General features: G+C 41.1%; 13 protein-coding genes. 6 read left to right on the forward strand and 7 right to left on the reverse strand.

The genetic code is table 11. The features are described 5' to 3' along the window. Positions 1-109 precede the first annotated feature (109 nt). Entirely contained in the window at positions 110-604 is a 495-nt protein-coding gene (locus BM073_RS07505) for an acyl-CoA thioesterase (RefSeq protein WP_091652697.1), read from the forward strand. Positions 605-606: 2 nt separating this feature from the next. Here the strand turns inward: BM073_RS07505 and BM073_RS07510 are convergent, their stop codons facing one another. From BM073_RS07510 to bshA, 5 genes are all read right to left on the reverse strand, one after another. Continuing rightward, the gene (locus tag BM073_RS07510) at positions 607-2,718 is read right to left on the reverse strand and encodes a BamB-related PQQ repeat family beta-propellar protein (RefSeq protein WP_091652704.1); all 2,112 of its coding nucleotides are present in this window, start codon (positions 2,716-2,718) and stop codon (positions 607-609) included. Between the two features lie 44 nt (positions 2,719-2,762). After that, positions 2,763-3,554: a sterol desaturase family protein gene (locus BM073_RS07515; protein WP_091652710.1), complete on the reverse strand. Its 792-nt coding sequence runs from the start codon at positions 3,552-3,554 to the stop codon at positions 2,763-2,765. A gap of 12 nt (positions 3,555-3,566) precedes the next feature. Next, positions 3,567-4,397 carry an NAD(P)-binding domain-containing protein gene (locus BM073_RS07520; protein ID WP_091652714.1) on the reverse strand — a complete coding sequence of 277 codons (831 nt, stop codon included), beginning with the start codon at positions 4,395-4,397 and terminating at the stop codon, positions 3,567-3,569. Between the two features lie 44 nt (positions 4,398-4,441). Next, on the reverse strand, positions 4,442-5,065 hold the full coding sequence (locus tag BM073_RS07525) for a sterol desaturase family protein (protein ID WP_091652716.1): 624 nt from the start codon (positions 5,063-5,065) through the stop codon (positions 4,442-4,444). Positions 5,066-5,168: 103 nt separating this feature from the next. Then, complete coding sequence (bshA, locus tag BM073_RS07530; protein WP_091652719.1) at positions 5,169-6,305, reverse strand: N-acetyl-alpha-D-glucosaminyl L-malate synthase BshA; 1,137 nt, start codon at positions 6,303-6,305, stop codon at positions 5,169-5,171. 337 nt (positions 6,306-6,642) lie between these two features. Here bshA and BM073_RS07535 point away from each other — a divergent pair, with 337 nt between their 5' ends. Beyond that, positions 6,643-7,962 (forward strand): M24 family metallopeptidase, encoded by a 1,320-nt coding sequence (locus tag BM073_RS07535; protein ID WP_091652721.1) that lies wholly within the window; start codon positions 6,643-6,645, stop codon positions 7,960-7,962. Positions 7,963-8,004: 42 nt separating this feature from the next. On the opposite strand, the gene BM073_RS07540 is transcribed toward BM073_RS07535, so the two are convergent. Beyond that, entirely contained in the window at positions 8,005-10,959 is a 2,955-nt protein-coding gene (locus tag BM073_RS07540; RefSeq protein ID WP_091652724.1) for a serine hydrolase domain-containing protein, read from the reverse strand. 374 nt (positions 10,960-11,333) lie between these two features. Here BM073_RS07540 and BM073_RS07545 point away from each other — a divergent pair, with 374 nt between their 5' ends. The 4 genes from BM073_RS07545 to BM073_RS07560 are packed head-to-tail and all read left to right on the forward strand — an operon-like array spanning position 11,334 to position 15,319. Continuing rightward, entirely contained in the window at positions 11,334-11,738 is a 405-nt protein-coding gene (locus BM073_RS07545) for a hypothetical protein (protein WP_091652727.1), read from the forward strand. Further along, a complete protein-coding gene (gene mutL, locus BM073_RS07550; RefSeq protein ID WP_091652730.1) occupies positions 11,735-13,597 on the forward strand; it encodes a DNA mismatch repair endonuclease MutL in 1,863 nt (620 codons plus the stop codon). The genes BM073_RS07545 and mutL overlap by 4 nt, the downstream gene beginning before the upstream one ends. After that, complete coding sequence (locus BM073_RS07555; protein WP_091652732.1) at positions 13,590-14,381, forward strand: rhomboid family intramembrane serine protease; 792 nt, start codon at positions 13,590-13,592, stop codon at positions 14,379-14,381. The genes mutL and BM073_RS07555 overlap by 8 nt, the downstream gene beginning before the upstream one ends. A 2-nt stretch (positions 14,382-14,383) precedes the next feature. After that, positions 14,384-15,319, forward strand: coding sequence for a rhomboid family protein (locus BM073_RS07560; RefSeq protein WP_091652735.1), 936 nt, complete (start codon positions 14,384-14,386; stop codon positions 15,317-15,319). Here the strand turns inward: BM073_RS07560 and BM073_RS07565 are convergent, their stop codons facing one another. Further along, complete coding sequence (locus BM073_RS07565; protein ID WP_091652738.1) at positions 15,320-15,796, reverse strand: outer membrane beta-barrel protein; 477 nt, start codon at positions 15,794-15,796, stop codon at positions 15,320-15,322. Positions 15,797-15,834 lie beyond the last annotated feature (38 nt).

Consider the following 15,834-nt stretch of genomic DNA (forward strand, 5'->3'; position numbering starts at 1 on the left):
TTATACTTTCCTGCAGAAAACCTGTATCTTGAATATCGGTCTTGATTAGCTCGAACCTAAACTTTTGTATCTCGTTCGATAATCAAATTCACCAAAACCATTCTTTTATATGCAAAATGTAGCCGAACTCCCCAACTTACATAAGACTTCTTTTCAATTCATCAGTGAACCTTCAGACATCAATTATGGAGGGAAGGTGCATGGTGGAGTGGTGATGAAATGGATCGATCAAGCTGCTTATACCTGTGCGAGAACCTGGGCTGAAAGTTATTGCGTGACTGTATATGTGGGCGGTATTCGTTTTTATAAGCCCATCAATATTGGAGAAGTGATCAAAGTGGATGCGGCGGTGATTTATACCGGGAAAACCAGTATCCATATCATGGTGGAGGTGTATTCAAGAGATTTTTCTGATAAAGTATTTGAAAAGAAAACGCACTGCATCATCATCTTTGTGGCGGTTGATGAAAACGGAAATCCCAAGCCCGTGAAGTCTTGGATTCCTCAGTCTGAGCAAGAAGTTAAATTGGCTGAGTATGCAGTGCGACTCAAAGAACTTCGTGAAAACATTCACAATGAGATGAAGCCTTTTTTCAACGAATAGGCTCAGTCAGGTAAAGCAAAAGCCACATAGGCATCGCCACTCTTGGTTCCTTTTCCTCCTCCACAGGCTATGACTAGGAACTGCTTTCCGTTTTTTTCATAAATAGCTGGAGTGGCATGACCTGAGGCAGGAAGTTTTGCCTCCCAAAGGACCTTGCCATTTTCCTTATCAAAAGCCCTGATTTTCTCATCTTTAGTCGCTGCAATAAAAAGCAGTCCTCCGGCAGTCACTACTGGGCCACCGTAATTTTCGGTTCCGGTGGGAGCAAACCCCTGAGCGCTCAATGAGTCAATTTCTCCCAAAGTGACCTGCCATTTGTGCTGCCCGCTATTCATGTCTATTGCTGTTAGTAATCCCCAAGGAGGATTGGAACCATAGAGTCCTTCCTTCGTAAGGAGCTTTTTATAGCCTTTCATATAATATTGGGGTTCTAAATTGGCTTTTTGAGACTCTAGCTCCTTTTTATCACTTTGGGCTTCTTGACCCAAAAGATAGTCCACTATTAATTTTCTGTTTTCTGCAGAAATATGTTGGAATGATGGCATTGCTCCACGGCCTTTCTGCAGAAGTTTTGACAAAGAGTCCGCACTATATTTATTTTTCAGATCTACCAATCCAGGAATGCTGGGAAGGTTTCCCTTTAAGTCCAGTCCATGGCAATTCCCGCAATAAGTGGTATAAAGGTTTTTACCCACGTTTTCGAAACCGGAGTTGGGAGTCATTTCAATAATCCATGGAATTTGATTGGCATTCACATAAAGAGTTTGTGTTTCCGGGTCGAAAGCCGCACCACCCCATTCAGCTCCTCCATCCATTCCAGGGAAGAGCACAATTGGTTTTTCAGGGTGAGGGGGGAGCCAAGTGTCACCATACAATGTATTGCTTAATTGTGCGCGAATATCCTGTTCCCATTCTGGACGGAGATTTAATATATCCTTCTCTTCAAAAACCATTTTCATAAATGGTTTGGGTAATTGCGGAATGGGCTGAGTGGGAGAGGAGAATTCACCTGGGAGAATAGATTGGGTGACAGGCTGCTCTGAAATTGGCCAAACAGGCTCTCCATTTTCTCTTTCAAAAACATAGGTGTAGCCCTGCTTGGAAATTTGAGCTACTGCATCAATCCATTTTCCATCTTTTTGGATGCGAATTAGGTTGGGATTGGCTGGGAAATCTCTATCCCAAATGTCATGATGAACTCCCTGAAAGTGCCAGAGTCTTTTTCCCGTAGATGCATCGAGGGCTATTAGGGAGTTGGAGAATAGATTATCTCCTTTTCTAAATCCACCCCAAAAATCATAAGTGGCAGAACCTGTTGGTACAAACACAATTCCCCGCTGATAATCCACTGACATCCCCGCCCAATTATTTGCACCCCCAATTTGGGAGATGTAATCGGGGTCCCAAGTTTCATATCCATATTCACCCTGATGTGGGATGGTGTGAAAAATCCATTCTTGCTTTCCTGTCTGAACGTTGTATGCCCTGATATGACCTGGTGCAGCATCAAGTCCTTCTGAAAGGCGCATGCCTAAAATGATCAAATCCCCATAAATCACCCCCGGAGCATTGGCCACGATCAAAAAATCTTCCCGCTCTGTGTCCAGTCCTTTTCTAAGATCAATTTTCCCTTCATCTCCAAAGTCTAGCTTAGGCGTGCCAGTCAAGGCATCCACTGCCATCAACCAATTTCCTGCACCGAAAAGAATTCTTTTATCGTCTCCTTTTTCCCAATAGGATACACCACGGTTGGTGCCTGCCCAGGAGTTTTCTCCTCCCAAAACTGTGAATGGATCAAACCTCCAGATTTCTTGGCCTGTAGCTGCATCCAAGGCGAAGACATTTAGTTTGGGAGTGGTTCCGTATAAAATTCCATTGATGGCAATAGGCTGACATTGGATCTGGGACCTTTCACCTGCATCCCCGGTATGATAAATCCAGGCCACCACAAGTTGGGAGACATTTTCCTTGGTAATCTGGGCTAAAGAAGAATAGTGGGAAGCATCAGCAGGGCCTCCGTAATGGGCCCAGTTTGTATAGTCGATTTGTTCCTCAGTAGTTTGGCAAGAAAAGCACCAAGTAATTAGAAAGATTGCAGCTAGTTTGTGTCTCATAAGAGTAAATAACAAGCTAGAATATCGGGGTTTTCTCGAATGATTCAAACCCTTTTCTGAGGCTGGGCTTTCAATCGATGTGACCCGGTGACTTGCTCATATTTTTGCTCGTAATCTTTTCTCAACGTTCCAAAAAGTCTATCCCAAATCAGGGTATAAAGGCCATAATTCCCATGGAAATGTTCATGATGTTGATTGTGAGCGGTGCCTGTATTAATCCATTTCCCAATCAGAGATTTTTGGAAATTTTTTGGGAAAAGCTCAAAACCCAAATGGCCATAAACATTGTAGCAAAATTGAAATAACAAAAATAAACCTAAGGCGGAAGGGTGTACGGGAAGTGTAAATGCAATCAGAGGTATAATACCTGCTTCTAGAAAAGCCTCCAAAGGATGAAAAGCGTATGAAGTCCAAGGCGATGGATTCGTAGAGAAATGATGAACACGATGAACTAATCGAAACAATTTGGGGTGATGCATCAGTCTATGAATAGCATAAAAATATGCATCATGAATCAATAGCATGAGAGGAAATGTCAGAAAGTAATATGCCTTTCCATACAAATCATAGGGTTGAAAAAAATTAGTATAAGGCCTGAGAACCACAAAGACCAAAGCTGCCATTGTGGCGAAGATCAATATGGTTACGAGTGAGAAACTAATGTCTCTGAGATAATCTTTTCTTTGAGGAAATTTCGACTGCATCCTCCTTGAGAAAAGGGTGTTTTTGAGCAAAAAATAAAAAATCAAAAAGGATCCTCCTGCTATGATAAAATAACGGGAGGTAGTCAATTCAGCTACCCGAATCCAACGATGTCCAAATTCTGCCCAATCCATAAAGAAAGATACTTACTTTTTGAGATTATAGCTGAAGTCTAGAGGATTAGCATAGGTAAAAGAATACCCCGTTTGAATTATTTTTTCGGATGAAATTAATCGGTTCTCTCCTTCTGCGGAGCTTTGAAAACTTTTGGGAGGAGCTAAACCGGTGTCTTGAGCACTCTTTTCGATGACTTCCCTTTTCAAGGGATGAATTGGTGCAACCCCATTGAAGGTTTCATTCCATAGATTTTTCTCAATGATCCAAGTAATAATTCCAACGGCATCATCTTGATGGATATAGTTTACTCTGCTATGTCCTTCTACATTTTCTTTTCCAGCAAAATATTTACCCGGAACTCGCTCCTCGCCCATTAAGCCTCCAAAACGGACAATGGTCAGTTCATAGCTTTTATCCTGACTCATTAGCTGCTCTGCTTTCCACAAAGTTTTATTTCCTGTGATGGAAGGATCCAGTTCTGATTCTTCGGTATATTTTTCAGCCTGATTTTTCTCTGGATATATTCCTGTACTACTCACAAATACAAGCTTTTTGACAGAAGTATTTTGTAGCATGCTTTTTAAAAATTTGAGTTCTTCCAAATACTGTTCTCCAGATTGAGTTCGTGAGCGTGGAGGTATAGTAATAACTAGAATTTCGGCCTCAAAAAGTTTCTGAAACCCCAGGCCTTTGGGATAAGGTTCCAAAGAAAACTGAACCGATGAGATTCCCTCTGACTCAAGTTTTTTCACTTTTTCTCCGGTGGTAGTACTACCAATTACTTCATATCCTTTTTCCTGAAGGTTTTTTGCCAAAGGAAGTCCCAGCCATCCGAGTCCTATAATTGAAATTTTATTCATGAACTGATATTAAAAAAAACCTCCCGAAATCAGGAGGTTTGAGTTTAGTCTTTTTTCGGCATGGTTCCCAGCAAGATATCCCATAGTGGGGTACTCACTCCAAAAGCTGAATCCGGATCCTTATAATGATGGATAGCATGATTCACCCACAAGATCTTCAAGAAGTTTTTGGGAGGATTGAAAGCATGAACTATATAGTGTACACCCAAATAACTGGCATAGCCCAAAAGGAAACCAGGAAGAAAGTAGTAGGCAAAATCCCCCATGATTAATTTAAAAACCAGATAAAAGATGGCGGCATAAGCAGCGCTCACAAAAGGAGGCATTGCCAATCTGTCCTTGTCTTTCGGGTAATCATGATGTACTCCATGGACTGAATACTGCAATTTATCCTTCATTGGAGTGTCTGGTTCCATATGAAAGAAATGCTTATGCATCATGTACTCTACGAATGTAAAGACAATGTATCCAATCAGCATCACCAATAGGCCTGTCCCCACATAAATGGATGTTTCCAGCGCATAGTAAAAAGATACAGCAGAAAACACCACAAACATGGTAATTGGGATCATAATGTGAGTACGAGAGACCCTCTCCAAAATCGGGTTTTCGAACATACGAGCCGAACCGAAATTGTCGGGTCTGTCCAGTCTTCCAATCTTTTTCATTTATTTACTTGTTATATTCTTAATAGTTGGCTGCAATCTTGGTGCAAAAGTAACCCAGAACTTCCTTAATATACATTGATTTTCGTCATAATCAGGAGAAAAATTAGACTTTTGCTAAGGAGGCCTCTATGGTTTTTTGATAATACTTTACGTAAAGTGGAAGAATTTGGGATATGTCAAACTCCTTTGCCCTGGCTAAAGCATTGGCTTTAAACTGAGGTAAATTCTTTTCATCCAGAATTTGCAGGGCTTTTTTCTTCATATCCTGTATATCTCCAACATTTGAAACAAACCCCGTAACGCCGTCAATGTTTAGCTCCGGGATACCGCCAGCATTGGATGTTAAGATAGGCACCTCACAAGCCATGGCCTCTAACGCTGCCAAACCAAATGACTCTTTTTCTGAAGGCATTAAAAATAAATCTGCTACAGAAAGTACTTCCTCAACAGCCTCTAGTTTGCCTAAGAAGCGAATATCATCACAAGTCCCTAATTCCCTGCAGAGTCTTTCCATTTTATCCCGCTCAGGACCATCTCCTACCAAAAGAAGCTTTGCCGGAATTTCCTTGCGCACTTCATAGAACACCCGAATTACGTCTTCCACTCTTTTTACCTTGCGGAAATTGGAAGTGTGCACAAGCAGCTTTTCTCCGTGAGGACAGATGGCTAATTTGAAGTGCTCTTTCTTCTGCTTCTTAAATCGATCTAGGTCAATAAAATTTGGAATGACCTCAATTTCTCGATTGACAGCAAAATGGCTGTAAGTTTCTTTTTTCAAATCCTCAGAGACAGCTGTAACTCCATCAGATTGATTGATGGAAAAAGTAACCACTGGTTCATAGCTTGGATCTTTTCCAACCAAGGTAATATCTGTTCCGTGTAGGGTTGTGACTACTGGAATTCTGATTCCCTCTTCCTTCAAGATCTGCTTGGCCATATAGGCTGCAGACGCATGTGGAATTGCATAATGCACATGCAATAGATCTAAGTTTTCATATTTGACCACCGAGACCATTTTACTAGCCAAAGCAAGTTCATATGGAGCATGCTCAAAAAGCGGGTAGCTTTTGATATCTACTTCGTGATAAAATAGATTTTCGCTGAAAAAATCCAGGCGGGTTGGTTGACGATAGGTGATAAAGTGAATCTCATGCCCAGCTTTTGCCAGCCCTTTTCCCAATTCTGTGGCTACTACACCACTACCCCCAAAGGTAGGGTAACATACAATGCCAATTTTCATATTTTTTTCTAGGTGCCTTTTTGGCTAATCTGCCTTTAAACACGCTTAAGGATTACTTTTGTTCAAATTAAAAAGAAATAATCCAAAAGCCGACGAATTCTTAATTTTATCGGGAGCACTGATTATCTGGTTTTCAGTTTTTTAGGATCAAAAATCACTTACATCAGGATAAAAAGAATTGAAACTTTCATTTAAAAGCCCCAATTTCCAAACCAATTCTTTGAATCAAAATTTTCAACAATCAATCCATATGAAATACCCATGAGGAAAAATCTCACACAGGGGGATGATTATCTTGGGTATTCCATCTGACCTTTAAAAAACAAATTATAAACAGATGAATTATAAGAGTTATTTATTTATGCTTTTCGCGGTAGGTTTTTTATTTGCCTGCTCTACCCAGCCGCAACAAACAGAAATGGTTAAACCTGACTGGTCTGATAATCCTTGGCCGGAAATAAGAAAAAAGAGAATCAATCAATTACTTCCTGAGGCTATGAAAGCAGCGGGTGTGGACTGCTGGATTACTATTGGTAGAGAAAATCACAATGATCCCATTGCAGTACATGTCGGAGCGGAAAACGCTGGAGGCACCGCAGTTTTTATGTTTTATTTGGATGATTCAGGATTTCATTCATTGGCTTTTTCGCCGGATGGGGAGGCTACTTCCCTGGATGAATTGAATATTCACGATGAAGTAATCCGAGTAGATAGGGGAGCCTCAGCGGTTCAGGTTGCTGCAGATTTCATCAAAGAAAAGGGTTTTAAAATCATAGCAGTTAATTCTTCTTCTAGTAACACCATGGCGGATGGACTTTCCTACACGCAAAGAAGAAATTTGGAAGAGGCTTTGGGAGATTATTCTTCAAGATTGGTGTCTTCCACAGATTTAGTCTACGAATGGTTGTCTATCAAGCTTCCAGAAGAAGTTGAAATTCTAAAAAAAGCAGCTCAAATGGCTTCTGATTTTCAATATGAGGCCTATGCGATGATCGTACCTGGCAAAACTACAGATGCTGAGGTTGCTAAATTTTTGAAAGCAAAAATGGCTGAATACGGAGTGACAGATGCTTGGCATCCTGATCAAAACCCTAATGTCAACTCAGGTCCTGATCGAGGACACTCGCATGCAACTGATAAAGTGATCATGCCTGGAGATGTGATTCAAACAGATTTTGGGGTGAAACTTTACGGAATTTGGGTAAGCGACATTCAACGTTTTGCATATGTGTTAAAGGACGGGGAAACTGAGGCTCCTGCTGATATTCAACAATATTGGGAGAATGGGAAAGCTGGGTCAAGAATTGCTCTGGCAGCCATGAAACCAGGAGTAAAAGGAGAGGATGTAGACAGAGCGCAGCGCGATTTGATGGACGCTAATGGATCGCTTTATGTTCCTTGGAGCACTGGGCATCCGGTTGGTTATGTAGCGCATGATGTTGGACCAAATCTGGGAGGAGCAAGACTGGAGACTCCCAGACCAGCTGCGCAAAAATTATTGAAAAAAGGAATGGTATTCGCCTTTGATGGTTTTCATACCTGGAAGAGAGAAGATGGAACTGAAAAGACAATTTCTGTGGAAGAGATGGCTGTGGTAACAGAGAATGGGGCGGAGTATTTGATTCAGCCTCAGGAGGATTTGATCCTTATAAAATAATTACAAAAAAAATGGTCCCGCTTATAACGGGACCATTTTTATTTAATTTTTAGCCATTGCCTTATAAATAATATCGTGAATATCTGTCCTGATATTCGCACTGAGCAACTTTTTGTTTTCAGCATCCGGATACACCCTATTACTCAAAAAGACATAAATCAGATCATTTTTTGGATCTGCCCATACGCAAGTTCCAGTGAATCCCGTATGCCCAAATGTAGATTTTGGTGCTAAATCCCCAGCACTTCCTCCCCGTCCAGCTTCTGGTTCAGGTTTGTCCCATCCCCATCCTCTTCTACTTTGATTGGATTGCCTCTTCGTGAATTGGGAGACTGTTCCAGATTTAAGTAAGCTGACATCTCCATAATAGCCTTCATTGAGCATCATCTGCATCATTACTGCCAAATCATTTGCTCTTCCGAAAAGCCCAGCGTGTCCGGCAACTCCTCCATACATGGCTGCTCCCGGATCGTGGACATAGCCTCTCACCTGTCTTTTTCTAAAGGCTACATCATCTTCTGTCGGAGCGATGTTGTCTAAAGACATTTTATTGAATGGATTAAAAGTCATGGTATAAAGTCCAAGAGGAGCATAGAAATTTTGCTCTAAAAATTGATCTAAGGGTTGATTGACGATTTTTTCAACGACTGCCTGCATGAAATACATGGTCAAATCTGAATAAACATATCTATTTTTTCCTCCAGATTTTGGCAGTAAATCCGACTCTACGGTCCAGTTCCAAATACTGTCTCGAAGTCCATCTACCGCGTACATATCATTAGAGACAGGTCTTGAAAATCCGGGAGCCGCTGAGGCCTGATAATACTCCGGTCTCCATTGTCCAGACTGAACAGTCTTAACATAATGAGGGATGAAAGCCTTCAATCCTGCTTCATGAGCCATTACGTCTTTCAGGACCAGATCTTCTTTATTAGTGCCTTTCAGCTCCGGAAGATAATCACCCAAAGTTTTGTCCATATCCAATTCTCCTCGGCTATGTAAAAACATCACGGCTTGAGTAGTCGCCAAAACTTTAGTAATAGAGGCCAAGTCATAAAGAGTTTCACTATTGACTTTCGGGCTATTCTTGTATTCCAGTTGTCCATATGACCTTTCGAAAACAACTTTACCGTCTTTGACAACCAACACATTCGCGCCTGGAGTGGCTTGCATTTTAATCGCTTTCTCTACTACCTCATCGATCTCGTTCAGTGTTTGGCTATTCATTCCCACACTTTCAGGAGTTCCATAAGCGAGCCTTCTCAATCCTTCCATATATCCTCCTACTCCATATGAAAAAGTAGGGCTAACGGATACTGGTAAAATTCCCATTCCCGGTCTTGCACCAAACAGAACCTGAGGGCTGAGTTTTTGAGTCATGTCATTATTCTCATAAGCAAAAACAACATTGCCCAATCCTTCAATAAATCGGGAAGCATAAGCATTTCCAAAAAGGACCGTGACTACTTTTTGTCTTTGTTCCAGTTTTCTGAGAAGTGCTACGTCTCCTGGAGCGATTCCAAAGGCTCTTTTAGGACTGTTGGTCACTCCCATCAAGCCAACCACGACCACATCATAATCCTCCAATTGCTTCATTAAATTATAATGAGCGGATTCACTCGCTGCTTTTTCGATTTCAAAATGGTCGAATTTACTATACTTGCTGAGGCTTTGCTGGAAGTTTTTTCCCTCTCCTCCTATAGTAAGACTGGCAAACCTTTTCAAATCCAGCTGCTTGAAAGGGAGTAATTCTCCCTTATTGGAAGCAACTGTGATGGCTTCGGAATACAACTTTTCCCGAATCTCCTCGGTTTTTGGAGTGTTTAGTCTTTCTACCAAGCCATGAGTTTTGATGGGTTTGTAATCATGAAGCCCAACTTTATACTTGGCTCGGAGGATTTTTCTTATTCTCCGGTCTACTTCCTCTTGGGATATTTTACCGCTTTCTACAGCCTGCTTGATCAAAGCCTTCGCTTTCGGCACATCCTGAGAATACAATAGAATATCGTTACCGGCCAGAAGAGCTTCTACATCTACTTCACCCGGTTTGTGAGATTGGGTTACCCCCCGCATGTTCAAGGCATCCGTAAAGATCAAACCTTGAAAGTTCATTCGCTTTTGTAGCAGATCTGTCACGACTTTTTTGCTGAGACTGGTGGGTGTTTGTCCATTATTGTCCAAACTTGGGATATTGAGATGGGCAACCATGACCGACATCAAATTTTCTCTGAATAGCTCCTGATAAGGATATAGGTCTATGTCCCAAATTCTCTTTTCAGCATGTTTGATCAATGGAAGAGAATAATGGCTGTCTGACTCTGTGTCTCCATGTCCGGGAAAATGCTTTGCATTGGCAATTACACCATTATCCTGAAGGCCTTTCATATAAGCCACTGCTCTTTGAGCTACTGCTTTTTTGTTTTCTCCAAAAGCCCTGAAGCCAATGACCGGATTTTCAGGGTTAGAGTTGACATCCACTACTGGAGCAAAATTAATGTGCATGCCCAATTCTTTGAATTGCCTGGCCATTTCGGCTCCCATATCATAAATCAGATCTGAATTCTGAATAGCGCCCAAAGTCATAGCTCTAGGAAAATCAGGAACTGAGTCCAGTCTCATGCTAATCCCCCATTCTGCATCCATTGCGATGAAAAGGGGTGTTTTAGCCAAGGCTTGATAGTAATTGGTCAATCGGGCTTGTCTGTCAGGTCCTCCCTGAAAAAATATCAATCCTCCAAGATTCTCGTCTTTTACAAGCTGACTGATTTCATCAATGTGCTTTTGATCTTTATTGGAATAAGCGGCAACCATAAAAAGTTGCCCCAAGCGCTCCTCTGAACTTAGACTTTGAAATACCGAGTCTACCCAATTTCTCTGTGCAAATCTATCGGGAGCATTTAATGGGTCATCCACTACCACAGCTACATCCATTTTACCGGATGTAAATGATAATGCAACAAAGCAAAGAAGAAAGATGCCTGCCAGCTTATGCCTCATACCTGAGTTAATTTTTAATCTTTAAATTTGTGGAAGTTCCTACGTCAGGATCTAAAGTATTCAACGTAGCGTCTCACATTTTAGCCTGAAATTGCAGAAGATTAGATTTACTAATCGATTGAAGATAGTAAAGAAAGGTCAACATTAGACCTGTTTTTGGGTTAAAAATGGTATAAATTTGATTGTCGGTGGACAGTCCCCTAACTTGTTCCTTGATGAACGTTCAAGCATCCACATTCAAAAATTGATTAAATGAAATCCAGCACGACAAGAACGACACACACTGGGATGCCCCGATATATCGGGGAAACTGTGCGACCTGCCTGCCGCAGGCAGGGATTCCATCTGACTTCTAAAAAACAAATTATAAACAGATGAAATTTCCTTCCATATTTCGAACAGCCAGCCCAAGCCGATTTGATATCAAGCCCCGGTATTATGATCCAGTCAAAGAGGAATTGGATCAGCGGGAGTCTCGTATCAAAAAGCAGCTAGAAGCTGAAGGGAAATTAGGAGATATCAAGGAGGAAGATAGATTGAGAAATTACGAATCTGGTCTAAGAGGGGCTTTTTCTAATTATCAAGGAATCAAACCCAGAGATAAAAGTGTCTTTGCTTCCACAGCGATGATCAGATCTTTGATCTTTTTGATTTTAGTCGGCGGATTGGGTGGATATATTTACTTCGGACCGGTAATTTTTGAATATCTCCTGTATTTAGTGGCTTTCATTGCAGCAATTTATTATTTCTCAAAGCTCAAATCTAAAGCCTGGAAATGAGCGATTTAATCCAATTATTACCTGATGCAATAGCCAATCAGATTGCAGCTGGAGAAGTGGTTCAAAGACCATCCTCCGCACTGAAGGAATTGCTTGAAAATGCAATTGATGCAGGTGCTACTAAAGTTCAGGTAATTGTAAAAGAAGCAGGTAAGCAATTAATCCAAGTCATTGATAATGGTAAAGGGATGTCGGCTACCGATGCCAGGATGAGTTTCGAAAGGCATGCCACTTCTAAAATTCGCACCAGTCAGGATTTATTTTCAATCCGGACATTTGGTTTTCGTGGAGAAGCGCTGGCCTCTATTGCGGCGGTTGCACAGGTTGAGTTAAAAACCAGAAGAAACGCGGATGAACTGGGAACGCTAATTCATATTGAAGGATCAGAGGTTAAAAAACAGGAACCTGTTGCCACCACTCCCGGAACTTCTGTTTCCATGAAAAATCTTTTTTTTAATGTGCCAGCAAGGAGAAATTTCCTGAAATCCAATCCTGTAGAAATGCGGCATATTGTGGAGGAATTTCAGAGAGTAGCCCTGGCCTATTCTGAAATTGGATTTTCCTTGATGCAAAATGACATGGAGATCTATAATCTACTCCCAGGCAAACTCAGTCAGAGAATCGTGGGGATTTTTGGGAAAAACTACCAAAGTCAGCTGGTTCCTTGCGAGGAATTGACACCCCATGTCAATGTCAAAGGATATATAGGTAAACCTGAATCTGCCAAAAAAACGAGAGGGGAGCAGTTCTTCTTTGTAAACAACAGATATATCAAAAGTAGCTATCTAAATCATGCGGTTAGCAATGCTTTTGAAAACCTCATACAGCCAGATCAGCATCCTTTTTATGTGTTGTTTTTGGAAATAGATCCATCCCATATAGATATCAACGTACACCCGACTAAGACCGAAATCAAATTCGATGATGAGAGAACGGTTTATGCAGTAATTCGGGCAGCTGTCAAACAGGCTTTGGGAGCACATCACGTGGTTCCGGCATTGGATTTTAGCGTGGATGTGAATTTCGAAGATAATTGGAATACTGACGCGCAGAAGAAGGCGGATGTGGATCGGGAATATAGTTATAAGACTTTCAATACTCCTGAATTCAAAAAATCTAGTGTTAGTGGTTGGGAAAGGCTGTTTGAAGGAAATCAGACTTTTATCCAAGAGCAAAAAAGACCTGTTTCTGAGGAAAGTGAGGATTCTGAAGTCTTGACTTTTTCCAGTAAGGCAAATCCAGAAGAAGAGAGCAGTTCTTTTCCCAAACCAGCAGAGGGCGAGGGTACTGGTACAACTTTTCAGGTGGAGTTAAGCTATATCGTAGCTCAAATGTCCACTGGCTTATTGATTTTGGATCAGCAAGCAGCACACGAGAGGATATTATACGAACGCTATTTAAGACAATTGAAGTTGGCGCAAGGTCCATCGCAACAATGTCTTTTTCCTCCCGTAGTTCAATTAAATCCTTCAGATTATGAGTTGGTGGTTGGATTAATGGGGGAGTTGCACAGCCTTGGCTTTATGATTTCTGAATTTGGCAATAATGCCGTATTGGTTCAGGGAGTACCAGCTGATATTCAGGTAAAAAATGAAAAAGAATTATTTGAAGGATTGATCGAGCAATTCAAGAATTTCAAAAATGAGCTTTCATTAGACAATCGAGAAAATCTTGCCCGGTCTTTAGCCCGTAAGTCTTCCTTGAAAAAGGGTCAAAAACTCAATTCTCAGGAAATGGAAACTTTGGTTGGGCAGCTTTTTGCCTGCCAAAACCCAAATTATGGACTGGGAGGGAACAAAACCTTCGTAAAATTGGATTTATCCAGCATACATTCATTCTTCGGAAAATCGCATGTTTAGAAATATCACACCTGTAGTACAAAATTTACTGCTGATAAATATTATACTTTTTATCGTCAGCTCTTTCATTTTTCCTGTTCTCAATGAGTGGTTTGCTTTGTACTACATTGGAAGCCAGTATTTCAAGCCCTTTCAGTTTCTGACATACATGTTTATGCATGCCGACTTTTGGCATCTATTCAGCAACATGTTTGGTCTATTGATCTTTGGCCCTTTGTTGGAGCAGTTTCTCGGACCGAAGAAGCTATTGATTCTTTGGATGGTTTGTGGAGTAGGATCGGGGGTTCTCTATTCAGGATATAATATTTACCGGATGAATAATCTGGAAGCCAAAGTAGAGCGATTTCAGGCAAATCCAGACCCAGAGTACTTCAACAAGATTGTACTAGAAAACAGAAATTTTTTCGACAGGAGAGTATTTGAGTTTGTGGATGATTTCAGTAGAGATCCTCAGGATCAAGTTAAAATTGATCGCGCAAATCAAACTTTAGAGGCCATTTCCGATATTCAGGGAAATATCCCTATGGTAGGGGCATCGGGAGCTTTATTTGGAATATTGATTGCTTTTGCGATGCTTTTTCCAAACACCCAGCTCTTTTTGCTGTTTCCTCCTATGCCTGTCAAAGCGAAATATTTGGTCCTTTTTTATGGACTTTATACTATTTACAACGTATTGATAAACAATCCGCTGGATAATGTGGCCCATTTCGCCCATTTGAGTGGATTAATTATAGGGGCAATTTTAGTTTATAAGTGGAAAAAAGATAGAAACAGTTTTTATTAATTATGTACGGCAATTTTTGGGAAAATCTTAGGAACGCTTTCAAGCACGGTGACAATAGCCTTTATAAACTAATCGCTATCAATATCCTTGTTTGGTTGGTATTTATGATTTCCAGAGTCATTATGACTATTGGAGGCTTTGGAGAATTATACTCTTCCCTGATCTCCTATTTTATGATGCCGGCATCGCTACCCAAGTTGGCAACTCAACCTTGGAGCCTGTTCACCTATATGTTTTTGCATGAGCGGATTTTTCACATCCTCTTCAATATGCTTTTTCTCTACTGGTTTGGCTTGTTGATCCACCAATACTTAGGTAGTCGAAAATTAGCTAATCTATATATTCTTGGAGGCTTAGCAGGGGGATTGTTTTATTTGTTGATCTATAATTTAGCTCCCTACTTCAGTAATTCGGTAGATACTTCTCTCATGCTTGGAGCTAGTGCCGGTGTATTTGCAATTGTGGTTGGTGCAGCTACATTGACTCCCAATACTACCTTCTTCCTAATCCTGTTAGGGCCTGTCAAAATCAAATACATAGCGATTTTCTATGTGGTTCTCTCCTTTGCGAATTCTGCTGGCGCAAATGCCGGAGGGGAACTGGCGCACTTAGGAGGAGCATTGATGGGATTTCTGTATATCACCCAACTCAGAAGAGGGAATGATTGGGGAGTTCCTGTTCAGAAAGTGGGGATTTTCTTCGAGAATCTTTTCAAAAAGAGCCCAACGAAAGTGAAAGTAAGTTATAGAAAAGCGAAGACTGAGTCGGGATCTTTTGGCTCTTTTTCCAGCCCAAAACCCAAACCTACCGCTACCAAATCCTCTGAAGAAACGAGTCAGGAAGAAATCGATAGAATACTGGATAAAATTGCGGACCGAGGCTATGAAGCCCTGACCAAAGAAGAGAAAAGGAAACTATTTGAATTCAGTAAGAAATAATCAGAGTGGGAAAGCAAAACCCACTTTAAATCCTGCTTCTTGAGGATTTTGACTCTGTATTCTGAATTCAGTGTTCAGCCCTACCCATTCCACGATTCTTATATATGCTCCCACGCCTACATTGGCGCCCTTGAATGTTCGTCTGACTCCTGGGTCTCCCGGTTGAAGATTCTCCCAATTTTGACTATAACCTGCTAGAAAAAAGAGTTGGGAAGGACCGTCAGAAACATAGTAGCGTAGATCCATGCTAAAATTACTTCGGTTCCCTACATTCGGCATGATATAAGTGAAGCTTGGCATTATGGCGAAATTGTCCAGGAAAAAATACTCCACTCCTGCACCTACTCCAAAGTCTTTCCATCTCAGGCCATAGGTCCCATAAGTGTGGAAGCGAGTATTTCCTTGTTCCAATGATTGAGCTTCTAGCCCCAAAGGAAGTAGTATTCCTAAAATTAAAATCACCAAAGCCTTTTTCATTCCATTCAAATTTATTTTTACAAAAATTAGAAGGCTTT

Origin of the sequence: Algoriphagus ornithinivorans (assembly GCF_900115305.1) — a bacterium.
In the GTDB taxonomy this organism is placed as follows: Bacteria; Bacteroidota; Bacteroidia; order Cytophagales; family Cyclobacteriaceae; genus Algoriphagus; species Algoriphagus ornithinivorans.